At 44.3% G+C, this 15,212-nt stretch carries 13 protein-coding genes and 4 pseudogenes; 13 read left to right on the top strand and 4 right to left on the bottom strand.

What is annotated here, in order from left to right:
* A pseudogene (locus JO375_RS15085) lies at positions 1-538 on the top strand (Kelch repeat-containing protein); the annotation flags it as partial.
* Positions 539-580: 42 nt separating this feature from the next.
* On the opposite strand, the gene JO375_RS15080 reads toward JO375_RS15085, so the two are convergent.
* Positions 581-1,441, bottom strand: a complete 861-nt coding sequence (locus JO375_RS15080) for an ATP-dependent DNA ligase (protein WP_229525235.1) — start codon at positions 1,439-1,441, stop codon at positions 581-583.
* Between the two features lie 234 nt (positions 1,442-1,675).
* Here JO375_RS15080 and JO375_RS24580 point away from each other — a divergent pair, with 234 nt between their 5' ends.
* Both JO375_RS24580 and JO375_RS15075 read left to right on the top strand, forming a co-directional pair.
* Positions 1,676-1,804, top strand: a complete 129-nt coding sequence (locus JO375_RS24580; protein ID WP_267497716.1) for a hypothetical protein — start codon at positions 1,676-1,678, stop codon at positions 1,802-1,804.
* A 291-nt stretch (positions 1,805-2,095) separates the two neighbouring features.
* Complete coding sequence (locus tag JO375_RS15075; protein WP_229525234.1) at positions 2,096-2,428, top strand: YolD-like family protein; 333 nt, start codon at positions 2,096-2,098, stop codon at positions 2,426-2,428.
* A 572-nt stretch (positions 2,429-3,000) separates the two neighbouring features.
* Here JO375_RS15075 and JO375_RS15070 read toward each other — a convergent pair.
* Positions 3,001-3,936 (bottom strand): class I SAM-dependent methyltransferase, encoded by a 936-nt coding sequence (locus tag JO375_RS15070; RefSeq protein ID WP_229525233.1) that lies wholly within the window; start codon positions 3,934-3,936, stop codon positions 3,001-3,003.
* A gap of 631 nt (positions 3,937-4,567) precedes the next feature.
* On the opposite strand from JO375_RS15070, the pseudogene JO375_RS15065 reads away from it, so the two are divergent.
* From JO375_RS15065 to JO375_RS15020, 10 genes and pseudogenes are all read left to right on the top strand, one after another.
* A pseudogene (locus JO375_RS15065) lies at positions 4,568-5,006 on the top strand (GNAT family N-acetyltransferase); the annotation flags it as partial.
* 132 nt (positions 5,007-5,138) lie between these two features.
* Complete coding sequence (locus JO375_RS15060; protein ID WP_229525231.1) at positions 5,139-5,327, top strand: hypothetical protein; 189 nt, start codon at positions 5,139-5,141, stop codon at positions 5,325-5,327.
* Between the two features lie 372 nt (positions 5,328-5,699).
* Positions 5,700-6,800 (top strand): hypothetical protein, encoded by a 1,101-nt coding sequence (locus tag JO375_RS15055; RefSeq protein ID WP_229525230.1) that lies wholly within the window; start codon positions 5,700-5,702, stop codon positions 6,798-6,800.
* Positions 6,801-6,987: 187 nt separating this feature from the next.
* Positions 6,988-8,577 (top strand): acyl-CoA synthetase, encoded by a 1,590-nt coding sequence (locus JO375_RS15050; protein ID WP_229525229.1) that lies wholly within the window; start codon positions 6,988-6,990, stop codon positions 8,575-8,577.
* Between the two features lie 45 nt (positions 8,578-8,622).
* Positions 8,623-9,855: an aminopeptidase gene (locus tag JO375_RS15045; RefSeq protein WP_229525228.1), complete on the top strand. Its 1,233-nt coding sequence runs from the start codon at positions 8,623-8,625 to the stop codon at positions 9,853-9,855.
* Positions 9,843-10,374, top strand: a pseudogene (locus tag JO375_RS15040) (TetR/AcrR family transcriptional regulator). Before JO375_RS15045 ends, JO375_RS15040 begins: the two are co-directional and overlap by 13 nt.
* 211 nt (positions 10,375-10,585) lie before the next feature.
* Positions 10,586-11,173 (top strand): sulfurtransferase TusA family protein, encoded by a 588-nt coding sequence (locus JO375_RS15035; RefSeq protein ID WP_229525227.1) that lies wholly within the window; start codon positions 10,586-10,588, stop codon positions 11,171-11,173.
* A complete protein-coding gene (locus JO375_RS15030; RefSeq protein ID WP_229525226.1) occupies positions 11,170-11,670 on the top strand; it encodes a DsrE/DsrF/DrsH-like family protein in 501 nt (166 codons plus the stop codon). The genes JO375_RS15035 and JO375_RS15030 overlap by 4 nt, the downstream gene beginning before the upstream one ends.
* Before the next feature lie 76 nt (positions 11,671-11,746).
* On the top strand, positions 11,747-12,013 hold the full coding sequence (locus JO375_RS15025) for a metal-sensitive transcriptional regulator (protein WP_229525225.1): 267 nt from the start codon (positions 11,747-11,749) through the stop codon (positions 12,011-12,013).
* A gap of 319 nt (positions 12,014-12,332) precedes the next feature.
* A pseudogene (locus JO375_RS15020) lies at positions 12,333-13,993 on the top strand (pyridoxal phosphate-dependent decarboxylase family protein).
* Positions 13,994-14,368: 375 nt separating this feature from the next.
* Here the strand turns inward: JO375_RS15020 and JO375_RS15015 are convergent.
* Together JO375_RS15015 and JO375_RS15010 are read right to left on the bottom strand one after the other, a co-directional pair.
* Complete coding sequence (locus JO375_RS15015) at positions 14,369-14,566, bottom strand: hypothetical protein (RefSeq protein ID WP_229525224.1); 198 nt, start codon at positions 14,564-14,566, stop codon at positions 14,369-14,371.
* On the bottom strand, positions 14,563-15,141 hold the full coding sequence (locus JO375_RS15010; protein WP_229525223.1) for a TetR/AcrR family transcriptional regulator: 579 nt from the start codon (positions 15,139-15,141) through the stop codon (positions 14,563-14,565). Before JO375_RS15010 ends, JO375_RS15015 begins: the two co-directional genes overlap by 4 nt.
* Positions 15,142-15,212: the final 71 nt, after the last annotated feature.

Below are 15,212 nucleotides of genomic sequence, written 5' to 3'. Positions count from 1 at the left end.
TAATACAGTAGAATCCTTTGATTTTGAGCAAAATAAATGGTCTTATGAGGCTAGCTTAAAGCAAGCTAGATGTGGGGCTGGAGCTGTAACATTAGGTGGACAAATTTACGTTATCGGAGGAAGTCAGAGTACATCAGCTAATTCTCCGGTTAATACTATAGAAATATTCGGAAAGGAAAATAGTACCACACCAGAGCCGACATCTACCACTCCAAAAGGTGGAAGTCAAACTGGCTCCAATGAAGGGTCAACGACTTCACAAGGAGGTGGAGGGGGAAAATCCGATCCTGAACAAGCTTCAGGAAATCGTGCAATTCTGGTAGTTACCATGACAACTGGCTTGGAGAAGGAATTTGATTTGAGTATGAAAGAAGTCAACGACTTTATCTCATGGTACGAAGGCAAGCAGGCTGGTTCTGGACCAGCTTCATACGCCATCAATAAGCACGATAACAATAAAGGACCATTCAGCAACCGGAAGGACTACATGCTGTTTGATCGTATCTTAACGTTTGAAGTAAGTGAATACTCTAAATAAAGCAATCCCCGCCGACCAATAAAGGTTAGCGGGGATTTTCTATTAGACAATAAACTCGGTGAATACCGGACTCCGCAGCAGACCCGCCTTAGTCCAGTTCCGCATTTTAACACGGGCTTTTATACGCGGCTCCACGTAAACATACTCTCGGTCTTCGCCGGTTATCAGAGCTTTAGACACGCCGTAGAACGCCTTTTTATGCGTTGGTGTGGCGCCAAGCTCGATAATGCCGGCAGGGCGCATTCTTTTACTATCTGGCGTTGCTACACCCGCCAGCCATCCGAACTCAGCTTTACGGTAGCCGGTGATGTACACGTCGGCATAGGACCAGTTGATTACCTTTTGCCACGTGGCTGATCGGCGGCTTACGTATACACTATCCTTACGTTTAGCGACTACGCCTTCCATGCCCCGAGATTCTATCTGCTCGAATAACGCTTCGCCGGCGCCCTCAACATGTGGAATAACGCCGAAATTAGCGCTCGGCATCGTCAAACCGACGAGAATAGCCTTACGCTCGGTTAACGGTAGCGCCCGGAGATCAACGCCTTTATAATGCAGAATATCGAATACGACGAAAGTAACCGGCAATTCAGCGGTAAGCCGGGCGATCTTGTCCGTTTTCCTCGCCTGGAAGCGGGACATTATCGACTCGAAATCGGATATACCTGTCACCGGGTCAACGCAGGCAATCTCACCGTCCAAGATTATGTCATCCTCAAATGGTAGCTGCAACTCCGGATACTGGCGCGTGCAGTCGTTGTTATGGCGCGTGAATAAGCGTGCAGTGCCGTTCTTTTGCGAATATATCAAGCGGTGGCCGTCGATTTTCGGCTCAAAAATATAACGTGAGTCCGAGAACGGCCCGTCTGCTGTTGCAAGTAACATCGGGGAGATAAACAAAAAGACCACCTCAAATTAATTATAACGCTCATTTATGCAGTAGTGAGGCGGTAAGTATTGGAGAGAAAAAGCTCTGCTAACCTTATGGTCGGCAGAGCTTGTTTTTTATTTTTGAATGGAGCATGTGGCAGATAAACCAAAATAAAAAAGCCCTCATAAAAGAGGACTTGTGGTATAATTTGGATTGGACAACAGGTGGGGTCACGGCGCAGCTTCCCGAAAGGGGGTGACGCCATGACTGCATTTGGTGTGCTTTATTTGATCTTAAAACTAACTGCTACGCTGCTAAGCCTTTGGTTTAGTGGACGCAAGTTTTATCGTTGGATCAAATCGAAGCGCAACAAACGAAAAACCCACCGCTAAAGGTTAAGGTCCTTCGGTGGGTTTTGCTGTGTATTGCAGCGCGCGCCGTGAGGCACATCGTTGTTCAGGGGGAGTGTTGCGACTCCCCTTATTTATATTATTATGTTACCACACTGATACTATACAGGCAATGGGATTGCCTTTGTTGACTATAGTCAAATGTCATCTTAAAGATACCAAGCCTCGGAGTATTCCGAGGTTTATTTTTTGTCTTGCTGCCAATAATAAATCCTTGTTAAGAACATATGTTCCCTATATAATTTCTACATAATACACCTAGGAGGTAACACCATGGGTAAAAAGCTTGAAGGTAACGGGTTTTGGGAAAGTAGCCGCATTATTATCCCAGAACATAGAGAGGGGATATTGCGTCTTATGAAAGAGGAACAGAGGCGCAGCAAACCGGAACTTGATGACCAGGAAACGCACTTGATCGAGAGAGCACTTATAGACTCATACAATCGCCGTACAGAGGTCACGGTTACTGTATTTGATCCGTTCGACGATATGACTATTATAGGCGTAGTAACTTCCGTAAACACTGCACGCAGGGAAGTAAAGCTGTCTCGCGGGGAAGATAATTATAGTTGGGTTAAGCTGGAGGATATAATTTCGGCCTCTTAGATGGCAGGATTAAAATAACTCCCCGGATTGACCTGGGAGTTATTGATTAGCATTAATTTTCGCTTGATATTTTAAGGATCAGTGCTTCTAAGAGTATGTGAACTAAACCATCGTTATCTTTTGTCTGTAACACATTATCATCAAAAACAACTACCCATCCTCCGCTAGGCAAGTTTTTAATGTCCACAGAGTTTTCAAGATAAAGGGCAACAACTAATTTTATTAAAAGTCAAAATATTTATTAAAACCCTTAATAATATTGTATTTTCATTTAATGTCAGACATCATAAGGTATAAATAAAAAAAGATAGATGAGCAGAATAAAATCTGCTTTATCTATCTATTTTTTGTACTACAAATGACTGTTGCTTTGAAATAAAGTTTGATCAAAAAGGTTCTTTCTATGTGAACAATTATACAATTTTTATAAAAAAGTTTGATCATTTTATAGGTGTGAAATTCCGCAATTACGCCCGATTGATGAATAAGATTAACATATATCTTTTTATGTTTATTTAACATAATCGCCGTTATAGGTAGCTTATAAAAATAAGTAGCTTGAGTTAAGCTACTTATTTTAACTTCGTTATTTTTGTGGTATTCTCCATAAATTCAATACTATAAGGCTGATTACTCGACATTAATATTTCCTCAATGAAAAATAAACTTGGCCCATATAAAAAGCTTCCTTCACATTTCAATGATTGTAATATCTCCATATATTTTTTAGCATACGTTTCAAAATCACCATCAGGTCTTAAATGATGATGCATAAAATGATTAGAGAAAGCCATATGTGAAATAATTGTTCCCCATGTATTTGGTTTAAAGTTATATTCGAGCCAATTTTGATTAAATAAATAATTAGAACTATCAATACCACGATCTATTCCATAGGCTTCAATTCCATTAGCACGTAAAAATTCAACAAGGTGAGCTTGCGATCCGCATCCTACATCTAATATAGGTTCTTGAATCATTGTTAAATCGATATTTAAGAGTTCTATTTGAAATTCTGATTGATACTCTGCGCATTGAATAGATAATATATCTGAGCTTTCTTTATATTTTTTAAATAAATTTTCTCCATTTGTTTGCAACAAGAATGACTGGAGGTTTTCATAATGAGCTCTGAATAGATTATCTACCTCACTATCAGACAGCTCTGTTTGAGCACCTAATTGTTGAAGTTGATTAAACAAAAGTCTGTATACACCTTCAAGTTCCCTAAGATCCTCATCATTAAAATTCAAATACTGATTTGCTTTCAAAAACAATTTTACGTTTTTCTCGACTACAAAATCTAATAAATCTTGATAGTTAGAATCATCTTTAGCAGCAGTAATAAAATCACTTAACTCTTTTGACTTATGTTTTAGCATTGTCAAGGTTTCTTCAGATGGCTCTAATACAAAGTCCCCATTAGCTAAGGTATAGAATAAACTCTTATTACGATTATGAAACAACTGGTTTTCTATTTGATATTGAACTTCTTCTAACGTTAACATAGACACATCTCCTTACTAATTCCATAAAATACAATTTAATTATTGTACAGCTAATGAGAAAAAATGTCACATATTATAAAAAAATGAATGCATACTATATTCATTTTTAGTTTACATAATAACTCACTGTATGCAGTTAGCAAAAACGCCAAACTCAAGTTCAAAAGTTTAGCGCTTGTTCATTTTTTATCGTTTATCGCTTCTATGTGTTCCTTGCTGAGAGTCTGTACATCTTCTTTACTTAGTCTTTGCTTGAAGTATTTCATGTTGGCCATCCTTCCAAATGAGTTAATTCCAGTATTATCAAAAGGGGGCTTTTTGTAAATAGAAAGAAACCATATATTGGACTGGAAAAGAAAGAGCGGGAGGGGTAAAACCTCACTGCTCTTTCTTTTATGGTTAAAAAATTACCCGCAGATTACCCGCAAAAATGCTTGTAGATCGTTAATTTTTCCTGTAGATGTAACTCGCTCCAAAATCGCAAAAACCCTTTACCCTTGCGGCTTTAACTCGCTCCCTGTATGCTGTTGTAGTTAATCCAAAATACTTTAAATGTAGCTATAGAAAAAATTAATTAGTCGCTGCAATCGTGAGCGTGCTACAGTAATATTATTCTTTATATTTGATTAAGTACGAGACGATCCGGCAGTAAGGACTTAAAATGGCCTGCCGCTCAGGCAGACGTGGCTCTTAATCAGGAAAACATTACAAACCATGATTGCTATGTGCTGGAGGTTGATGGTGTCATTCAGGTTATAACCGACTTGCCATTTGTGATGTGGTTCGCGGTAGACCCGGCCACACATGGCAAAGGATACGGGAGAAAACTGCTGAACTGGGTAGAACAGACGATTATTCGTGATCAGGCGGGCGCCCCTGCGGTGACACTGGCGACAGCGGAAAAGTATCCCTATCTGCTATCCATGTACGAGCGGTGGGGATATGAACGGATTCACGCTTTTGACCATGGGACAGGGGACGGGACGATGCATTTACTGCGTAAAGTGGTGAATCCTGAACCTGGAAGATTTGATGGATATACTGGTCGTTCTCTTCATTCGGAATGGTAAGTGAGATTTTCAGAATATCCCCTACATGCTCTGACTCAAAGAAAATAACCTTGTTGACATTAGCCTGCGTGCCTTAGATATACAAATGGTCGAGCAATTCTGCTTCCGTTCTTTGCGCTGACGAACTTTTCGATGGCGATCTTGGTAATTGCCATGCCTTCCATCGCTGTATCCTATGGCTCACCGATCTATTACAGCTTGCTGTATGTAGCCTATTTTATCGGTAGGCGTTTTTACAGGCATCATCAATGTACTGCAGACGCCTTTGATTCAAATTATTACACCGCTGCCGTTACTGGGACGTGTTACCGCCTTTCTTAACACCTTGTCGAGCACAGCTCTGCCATTAGGAGCCTTGATTGGAAGGGCGTTAGCTTTACGGTTTGCTCTGAGTGAGGTTCTTTTTTTCAGCGGATTGATTACTGCATTGTGCGGTTTGGTTATGCTCCTGGTCAAGGATATTCGCCAGTTTGATTCCATCAGAGGAGATTGGAGAAATTGCCCCTTTCCATAATTCATAAGCCACGCATGCAAAATGTCAGGTCCTCATCAGGAGGGCCTGGCATTTTTAGTATGTCTGGCTTCACCACGTTGAAGCTGATTATTTTGGTGCTGGGCTAGAGCATCATTTATGGTTATCATAGACGAAGATATAAATCTATCGTTACATTCGGATACAAAAGGAGATACGAGATGGCCGAGCCTTTAAAAAATATATACACAGAGGATTTTCTTCGCCTTTTTGGTGAAAGAGTACAAACGGCTTATAGCTCGTTTGATACCCAGAAATTTATTCTGCAAGTCATGGACGAGACGTGGAATGAGCTGGAGCTAAAAGAACGAATTCGCCGTATTTCGTTAACGCTGGGAGCATGCTTGCCCAATCGTTATAAAGAAGCGCTTAATATTCTTCTTGCCATAGACGAGCATTGCAGCGGTTTTCCGTACTTGTTCTTCCCCGATTTTGTCGAGGTATTTGGGCAGGGAAAACAGCATTGGGACCTTTCCATGAAGGCACTGGAGCGCTTCACGTCCAAATCCTCCGCGGAGTTTGCCGTGAGGCCCTTTTTGCTGCATGAGCCCGAGCGGATGATGCGGCAAATGACGGCCTGGGCGGGCCACCCAAGCGAGCATGTCCGTCGTCTTGCGAGTGAAGGCTGTCGCCCGCGGTTACCTTGGGGGCAGGCGCTGCCTATATTTAAACGCGACCCGGCTCCAGTCCTGGCTGTATTGGAATTATTGAAGGCTGATCCATCCCTGTATGTACGTAAAAGTGTAGCCAACAACCTGAATGATATTGCCAAGGACCATCCCGATACGGTTATTGTGACGGCCAGGCGCTGGAAAGGTACAAATCCTGACACCGACTGGATTGTGCGCCACGGTTGCCGGACTTTGATTCGCAAATCCAATCCGGAGGTGATGGCACTGTTCGGCTATGCGGATGACATGGATGGCGAGCCGTTGGTCACGCAAGCGTCCTTGACTGCAAACCCAGCCATGCTGAAGATCGGTGATAGCTGTGAGTTGAGTTATGTAATCCAGCTTCGAGGAGGTGAAGCAGTACGGGTCCGTGTCGAATACGGTATCGACTTTGTAAAGGCAAAAGGACATGTCTCACGTAAAATGTTTTTGCTTTCCGACAAGACGGTTCCCGGAGGAACGCGTCTTACAGGTACACGAACACACCATTTCGCAGATCTGACAACCCGCCGCCATTATTCGGGAGTACACCGGATTGCATTGTTCGTCAATGGACAGGAGGCGGCTTCTACAGTGGTGGGACTCGAATAAGACTCATTTCAAAGACGTCAGCATCAAAAAGAAAGAGTCAAAACAGGCTCTTTCTTTTTGGCGTCAGCTTAACAAACGATGAATTTTTCTAAAAAAATTTATGTTGCATTTAGAACCTGGTACTAGGACGTGCTATAATACAATAAGATTATGGCTTTCATCTTATGGATAAAGGGGAATGTACAATTTGACAACTCAGCTGCAATGGCATGCGCCTGAACATTACAATATAACTTCGGAAATGGAACACCATGATGCTGATAAAACAGCACTCAAGTGGTTAAGTGAGACGGGAGAATACGAGGAAATCACCTACGGAGAGCTGTTGAAAAAGGCTAATCAACTGGCTGGAGGACTCACAGGTCTGGGATTGAATAAAGGAGACAGGGTTCTGGTCATAATACCACGCCGTATTATTGCGTATGTGATTTATCTGGCCTGCCTGAAGCTGGGACTTGCCGTTATTCCTTCTTCGGAAATGCTGCGGTCCAAAGATATTGCTTATCGTCTCCGTCATTCACAAGCACGCGGGGTGATTGCCTGGGCCGGGGTAACCGGTGAAGTAGACAACATATCTGATGATTTGCCTGCTCTGGATTATCGGATCATGGTCTCCGATGACAATCCGGCACCTGCATCTGGCTGGTTCGTGCTGGATGAGCTGATGGACGGACAGGATGATCGTTTTGAAGCGGTGAAAACCCATCGTGACGACATGGCCATTCTGGCCTATACCTCGGGGACTACAGGAAATCCCAAAGGCGTTGTACATAGCCATGGCTGGGGGTATGCGCATCTGCGTATAACATCTCCGTGGCTGGATATCCAGGCTTCAGATACAGTCTGGGCTACAGCTGCACCGGGTTGGCAAAAATGGATTTGGAGCCCGTTTTTATCCGTTTTGGGGAATGGGGCGACCGGATTCGTATATCATGGCTCGTTTCGTCCCGGCCGCTACTTGCAGCTCTTGCAGCAGTACGGAATTCAGGTGCTATGCTGTACGCCTACGGAATATCGGATTATGGCGAAGACGGATGACCTGGATCAGTACAATCTGTCTCAATTGCGCAGCGCGGTTTCTGCGGGAGAACCTCTCAATCAGGAAGTTATTAACAAGTTCCAGGAACAGTTCAACCTTACGATTCGTGACGGTTACGGCCAAACGGAGAGCACACTGATTATCGGTAACTTAAAGGACGCCCCTCTGCGTTTTGGTTCGATGGGGAAATCCATTGCGCCGGGTCTGGTTGAGGTCATAGGCGAGGATGGCGTTCCACTGCCCCCGGGCCAAGTCGGCGATATTGCAGTGCGTGCTGATATGCCGGCATTATTCCATACATATTACCATGATCCGGAGCGCAAATTAGCCAGTATCAACGGGGATTACTTTGTTACAGGAGACCGGGCCCGCAAGGACGAGGATGGGTATTTCTGGTTTGAAGGACGCGGCGATGATATTATTATCAGCTCTGGTTATACCATCGGTCCTTTTGAGGTAGAGGAAGCACTCATGAAGCATGGTTCCGTGCAGGAATGTGCTGCTGTTGCCAGTCCTGACGAAATGCGCGGACATGTCGTCAAGGCCTTTGTTGTGCTTAAAGCCGGAGTAGAAGGATCAGCGGAGCTGGTCAAGGAGCTGCAGCAGCATGTTAAAGCCTTGACAGCACCTTACAAGTATCCGCGAAAAATAGAGTTTGTTCAGGAACTCCCCAAAACCAGCTCGGGCAAAATTCGAAGAGTGGCGCTGCGTGAATTGGAGAAGCAATCCATACTGTAATGATAACTTTGAAATCGAATAAAAATGGAACAGGAGGGTGGAAAAATGAGTTCATTTGAAGAATTGCTGGAGCAATATGCAGAGCTGGTTGTAAGAGTGGGTGTCAATATACAGCCCGGACAGGTGTTTTTGGTTACTGCACCGCTGGAAACCATTGATTTCACGCGTCTGATTGTCAGCAAAGCGTATGAAGCAGGAGCTAAATATGTACAGGTAGAATTTGAGGACGATCAGATTACACGCAGTCGTTTTGAGCATGGTGACGAAGCTTGCTTTGATTACTACCCGGCCTGGAAGACGGAAATGATGGAAAAGCTCGCCGCAGAGGGCGGGGCCACGCTAACCATTAAAGTGCCGAATCCCGATCTGTATCAAGGCATTGATCCGCAGAAGGTGTCGCGTGCGACGAAGGCGGCAGTCAAGGCGAGAGAAGGCTTTTCCCAATATACCCGAAATCATAAAATTAGCTGGTGCCTGATTAAAGCGCCGACGAAGGCTTGGGCCGATAAAGTATTTGCCGATGTGGAGGAAAAGGATCGTATTCGTATCATGTGGGATACGATTTTCCAAATGAACCGTGTAGACGGCTCTGATCCCGTTCAGAATTGGAAGGAGCATTTGAAAAATCTCGAACAGCTGCAAAACAAGCTGAACCACAAAAAGTATAAAAGCTTGCACTATCGCGCTCCTGGAACAGATTTGAAAATTGAATTGGCTGAGGGGCACATTTGGCGCAGCGGCGGCGGTGAAAACGAGCGTGGAGATTATTTTGTGGCCAATATGCCGACAGAAGAAGTGTTCACGATGCCTAAGCGTACAGGTGTGAATGGTTATGTCACCAGCACCATGCCGCTGAATTTGAATGGACAACTGGTGGATCACATTACCTTTACCTTTAAGGATGGCAAGGTTACTGAATATAGAGCGGAATCCGGCGAAGAACATCTGACTCATCTGCTCGCTACCGATGAAGGAGCCAGCTACTTGGGTGAAGTTGCACTGGTGCCGCACGATTCGCCGATTTCCAATCTCAATCGTATTTTTTACAATACGGGAATTGATGAAAATGCCTCCTGTCATCTGGCTCTGGGCAGTGCATATCCTTTCAACATGGAAAAAGGAACCGAAATGAGCCGGGAGGAATTGCTCCGGAAAGGTGCCAATGTGAGCTTGACACATGTCGATTTTATGATCGGTTCAGCCGAGCTGGATATTGACGGCGAGCTGCAAGACGGTAGCAAAGAAGCTGTGTTCCGCCAAGGGAATTGGGCCATTTAGTCTTTTTCCCTTGCAACTACCGCCAAAATGAAATTATATCGGCCGCGATTGAAGTGTTTGCAGAGATAGGCTATTACCGGGCCACGACTGCCAAAGTGGCAGAACGGGCCAACATTTCACAGCCGTATGTTTTCCGGTTTTTCGCTACCAAGGAAGCGTTACTGATTGAAGCCTTGAAGGTTTCCTTTGCACGTATTCTGGAATCTTTTCTACAGGTTATTCATTCAAGCCCATCTGAACAGCTGGAGCCGCAGCTGGTTGCAGCTTATTCGCAAATTATGAAGGCATATCGTCATGAAATCCTTTTGCAAATGCAGGCGCAGACCATCTTTGAGGGAGAAGTTGTCAGTGTGATGCAGCAGGGATTCCGTGATATTTATACGATGGTTTATGATGCTTTTTCGTCATGCAGGTATTGAGCAAGCACGGGAAAGAACGATGCTTTTTCTTGCCAGAGGTATGCTCTGCAATATCTCGATGTCACTGGACCTGCCGGAACTAATGGAAATAGACGAATAGTTTTTGTGTATGCAACAAAAGTCACGCCTTTGCGTGGCTTTTTTTTTGTATGGCTTTGCAATTTCAAGAATGGAACTCATTTGTGTATGAGCTTAAATCGGCAAACAGGTTGACAATGAGAGCAGACTCCGATATCTTATATACATATAGGGGTATATGTATAATAAATTAAAGCGTTACCCTTTGAAAAAAACAAGTGGAGGTATATATTATGTCATCCAATCACATCCAGGCAGATTATATTCTTGATTGCAAGGGACTAGCTTGTCCTATGCCGATTGTCAAAACCAAAAAAGTGATGAAGGAGCTCAAAGCAGGGCAGGTTATGGAGGTGCAAGTGACTGACAAGGGTTCATTAGCGGATTTTCAGAGTTGGGCTCAAAGCACCGGGCATCAATTTATAGGCACTTTTCAAAACGAAAATGTCATGCATCATTATTTGCGCAAAGGGCAGCCTGCTGAAGCGGAGGCCGAACCTATATTGACATCAACCATAAGCAACGAAGAGCTGCAGACAAAATTGGCTGAAAGGGGGAACCTACTACTGCTGGATGTGCGGGAGCCTGCAGAATTTGCGTTAAAGCATATCCCTGGATCGAAGTCCATCCCGCTGGGCGAACTGGAGAACAGACTGGGTGAGCTCAAGCTGAATGAAGAGATTGCAGTGATTTGCCACGCTGGAGCACGCAGCCAAATGGCTTGCCAGTTATTGGCGAAGAATGGCGCCACAAACGTCAAATCCGTCCTTTTAGGCATAGCTGAATGGACAGGAGAGACTGAGGGGAGCGAGTCCATATGACTTTAACCGCGGAACAGGGACCTACTCATCCCAAAACAACAATTGTATTATTCAGCGGGGACCTGGATAAAGCGATGGCTGCATTCATTATTGCGAATGGAGCGGCAGCATACGAGCATGAAGTAACTATCTTTTTTACGTTTTGGGGATTAAACATGCTGCGTAAAGATGAGCTGGTGAGGACGAATAAAGGAATACTTGAAAAAGCCTTCGGCTGGATGATGCCGCGCGGTCCGCAAAAGCTCGCACTGTCCAAAATGAATTTTGCAGGGCTTGGACCACAGATGATCAAGCACGTCATAAAAAAGCACAATGCGCTTGCTCTTCCGCAGCTTATTGAGCTGGCGCAAGAGCAAGGGGTTAAGCTCATAGCCTGTACCATGACAATGGATCTGTTGGGGCTGCAGCAAGAGGAGCTAGTCGACGGCTTGGAATATGCCGGAGTTGCCGCCTATTTGGGTGAGGCTTCGCAGGGGAGGGTTAATTTATTTATATAGGGTGTCCTATTTATTTTTTTGATTTATAATATACCTATACATGTATGTCGTAAATCAAAAAGGGAGTGCAGTGCTCATGGAATATAATTACACTGATGAACTGAAAACACGCTTGAGAAGAATTGAGGGCCAAGTCCGTGGGGTACTTCGCTTAATGGATGAGGGAAAATCGTGCAAGGACGTCGTCAGCCAATTGTCAGCCGTACGCAATGCCTCAGATAAAGCAATTGCGCAAATTGTAGCCGAAAATCTGCAACGCTGCATTATGGAAGAGCAAGAGGCTGGAGGAGATACAGATAAGCTGGTTAAAGAAGCGATTCAGCTTCTTGTGAAAAGTAGATAGCAAGAATCCACCAAACATATCATCCAAAAAATAATGCTTTGTAAAATAAGAAGCATTATTTTTTGCTGCCGTTGTAACGATTATTGTACAGCAGATTTTAGGATGCAAAACTCGTAAGCTTTACAGTTATTAATTACTACATATGATGGAACAAATATCTATTCATCTCTATTATTTCATTGTATAATTTAGAAATGTAAAGCAATAAAATCCTCGAGGTAAGCTGCCTGTCTATCAATACTTCTGCAAACAGGGATTTCTTCAACTTCAAGATTCAAAGAGGATTCTACACACTCAGAACAATGGGGAGAGGATTCAGATGGAAATGCACAGTAAATCGGATGTTAGAAATTGGTTTCCAAGCGAAGACGGAAACTTGTTACAACGAAAATGGATCATGAAACTGATCGAGCAAATGATTAGCGGCGTAGATGAGCTGAAGAACCCCAAAGCTGTCAATCTCAAAGGAGAGAAACAGCGGGATGGGGATTTTTACGGTCAATTGGTTGCACAAAGTCAGATTCCCTATGAAGGTGCTCCTATGAAGGAGGTGAACGCAGCGCTATTGCAGTTGCTGCACGGACATCCTTACCATACAAAGTATTTTTTTGCGAATATACTGCCAATGGCCTCCATTCCCGGAATATTGGGCGTGTTGTCCGCGATGCTGGTGAACGGCAACAATATTTGGGATGTTTACGGGCCTGCCGGAGCCGAGGCTGAGGTCAGAGTAATGGCGATGATGTCCAAGCTGGTGGGCTATGATGCCGGGACAAGCGGGGGCTATACCACTTGGGGAGGTCAGGGCTCCATATTTTCCGGATTGCGGATTGCCATTGCCAAATATGACCCGAATGCGCTAAAGCACGGGGTTCCGGACAACTTGTATGCCTTTTGCTCGGAATTGGCCCATTACAGCCTGTTCAAGTCGATGGAAGCGTCCGGGATCGGCAGTGATCACCTCATCAAAGTAAAAGCTTTATCCGACAGTTCTATGGATGTGGATGATTTGAGATGTAAAATGGCGGCGGTCGCTGTAGGCGGAGGCGTGCCTGTGTATATAGTGGCAACAACAGGGACAACAGATGCCATGGGTATTGACGATGTCCTCCAAATCCGTACCGTTGCCGAGGAATTTTCGGAGCAATTCGGGTTGCCGTGCCCGCACATTCATGCAGATTCGGCTCTGGGCGGTTTTTTTGCCGTCTTCAACGATTACGACCTGGAAAAGAACACACACCAATTCAGCACGGGTGTCATCGGGATGCTGACTTCTATTCAGGAGAAGATGAGACATCTTTCTCTGGCTGACTCCATGTGCTTCGATTTTCAAAAACTCGGACAATCACCTTATGTCTCAAGCCTGTTTCTGCTCAAAAATGCAGCGGATCTTGGGCTTCTAGAGCTTGATGCGGACGAAACCCCTTATGTCGGACACCGCGGCTACGGTGAGTATCACACCGGCTATACGTTGGAATGCTCTCGGATGGCCAGCTCCATCAGCATGTACAGTTCGCTGTTGGCCTTTGGGGTAGAAGGCTATCGGCGTCTTCTTGCCCAATTTCTGGAGGTGAGTTTGCAATTTCGTGAACGGCTTGTTGTGGAAATTCCGGGGCCGATATTGCCAACCCGGACAACCTGGGAATATCAACACTGATCCGCATTTATCCGCCAGATGGCCCGCGGTTTGCCGAAGAAATAAGCGGAAGCAGTTCTTGGGAGGATATCGAGCGGAACAATCAATTGAATGAACAGCTATTTGAGAAATTGGGCAAACATCGCGATCGGATGTTCTTCGGGGATACAAAGAAACATCTTCTGGTCAAGACCGTTGAAGGCCGGCAAATTCCGCTTTATGTCAGTAAATTTTTTGTCATTTCGCCACATACCCAACCGGAGCATGTACCGGAGATCGTGCATTATTTGAAAGAATGCATAACCCAAGTATGTGAGCAGTTTCGTGTATCAATGAATAAATAAGCTCACTATTCATGAATTACCGAGCTTTTTCAATAAAAAAATACAACTCTCCCAAATGAAAAGGAATTCTACGAAAATCGCAGACAACCACCAGACAACCACTTTAGGAAAAATGTATTTCTAGGAAAAATGGGAAGAGTTGTTCCAAAGTTTGGCTGGCGTGGTTATGCTCGGAGGTATTGCAGGTACATATTCGTTAACCAAGTCTTGGGTGCCGTCATTAATGCCTTCTATTTTTCATTGCGATCAGTGACATATCAATCGATTACACTTTGACCGATATTCTATTTCCTTTATTATTTCATCTTGAAACAAATCAATCCAATTGTCAATATTTAACTGGGCCGCGAACTTTGCTACTTGAAAAGATTTTATTTATACTCCTGCAAAAAAATTCGGGAAATAAAATAACACCTTAGGAGTTTGGGAGAGATTCACGGAGAAAATTGCGTCGATTGCGGAGCCATCTGAAATTGATGCCACCAAACGGAAGCCGAAAACATAATCGTGTGCATATAAAAACGAAAGCATGGATTCCATAAAGCGAAACCATGCTTTCGTTTTTCCTTTCACTTCGCTTTTATCCCTTGAAATACAGAGTTTAATAAATTTTCTATATACGCATCGTCCAAAGGCCCCCCGGTAACCAATAAGCGATAAAAAATAGGTCCATATATGAGATCAATACTTAATTCGATATCAAGCTTATCCTTTAATTCTCCACTCCGAATTCCCCGTTCCAAAAGCTGCCTGGCCTCAAGCCGGCGAGGGTGAATATACCGGGTCTGATATGCCTCTGCCAGTCCTGCATCAAACTGGCCTTCACCAATCAACTCCGTAATGATTGTTCCTTCACGGCTGAGCATAAACCGAGTGACATTGGTAGCGTGAATGAGTAAATCCTGAAAAGCTGAACCTGTGTCCGGTATGGGCAGCCTTTCCGCAGCCGCAGCCAGGAAGCCATCTATGACAACAGCGGCCTTATTCGGCCACCATTTATAAATCGTGGCCTTGCTGACTCCGGCGCGTTCGGCAATTTTCTCTACGGTAACTGCGCCAAACCCACCCTCCAATAGCAGATCATAGGAAGCGGATAGGATGGAATTTTGCGTTTCAACATTCCGTGGACGTCCTCTTTTGCGCTGCATCATAATCCTCTCCTTAAATAAAAACGGTACGTTCAGTATACTAAACATTCGGATAAAAAGAAAACGAAATT

Origin of the sequence: Paenibacillus farraposensis, assembly GCF_020736845.1 — a bacterium.
Lineage (GTDB): Bacteria > Bacillota > Bacilli > Paenibacillales > Paenibacillaceae > Paenibacillus > Paenibacillus farraposensis.
This window is presented reverse-complemented; position numbering and strand designations above follow the sequence as displayed.

Coding starts and splice junctions, on each gene's coding strand:
- JO375_RS15070 (WP_229525233.1), bottom strand. CDS start 3,936: ATGTTAACGTTAGAAGAAGTTCAATATCAAATAGAAAACCAGTTGTTT.
- JO375_RS15060 (WP_229525231.1), top strand. CDS start 5,139: ATGGCGATCTTGGTAATTGCCATGCCTTCCATCGCTGTATCCTATGGC.
- JO375_RS24580 (WP_267497716.1), top strand. CDS start 1,676: ATGACTGCATTTGGTGTGCTTTATTTGATCTTAAAACTAACTGCTACG.
- JO375_RS15045 (WP_229525228.1), top strand. CDS start 8,623: ATGAGTTCATTTGAAGAATTGCTGGAGCAATATGCAGAGCTGGTTGTA.
- JO375_RS15030 (WP_229525226.1), top strand. CDS start 11,170: ATGACTTTAACCGCGGAACAGGGACCTACTCATCCCAAAACAACAATT.
- JO375_RS15035 (WP_229525227.1), top strand. CDS start 10,586: ATGTCATCCAATCACATCCAGGCAGATTATATTCTTGATTGCAAGGGA.
- JO375_RS15075 (WP_229525234.1), top strand. CDS start 2,096: ATGGGTAAAAAGCTTGAAGGTAACGGGTTTTGGGAAAGTAGCCGCATT.
- JO375_RS15055 (WP_229525230.1), top strand. CDS start 5,700: ATGGCCGAGCCTTTAAAAAATATATACACAGAGGATTTTCTTCGCCTT.
- JO375_RS15025 (WP_229525225.1), top strand. CDS start 11,747: ATGGAATATAATTACACTGATGAACTGAAAACACGCTTGAGAAGAATT.
- JO375_RS15010 (WP_229525223.1), bottom strand. CDS start 15,141: ATGCAGCGCAAAAGAGGACGTCCACGGAATGTTGAAACGCAAAATTCC.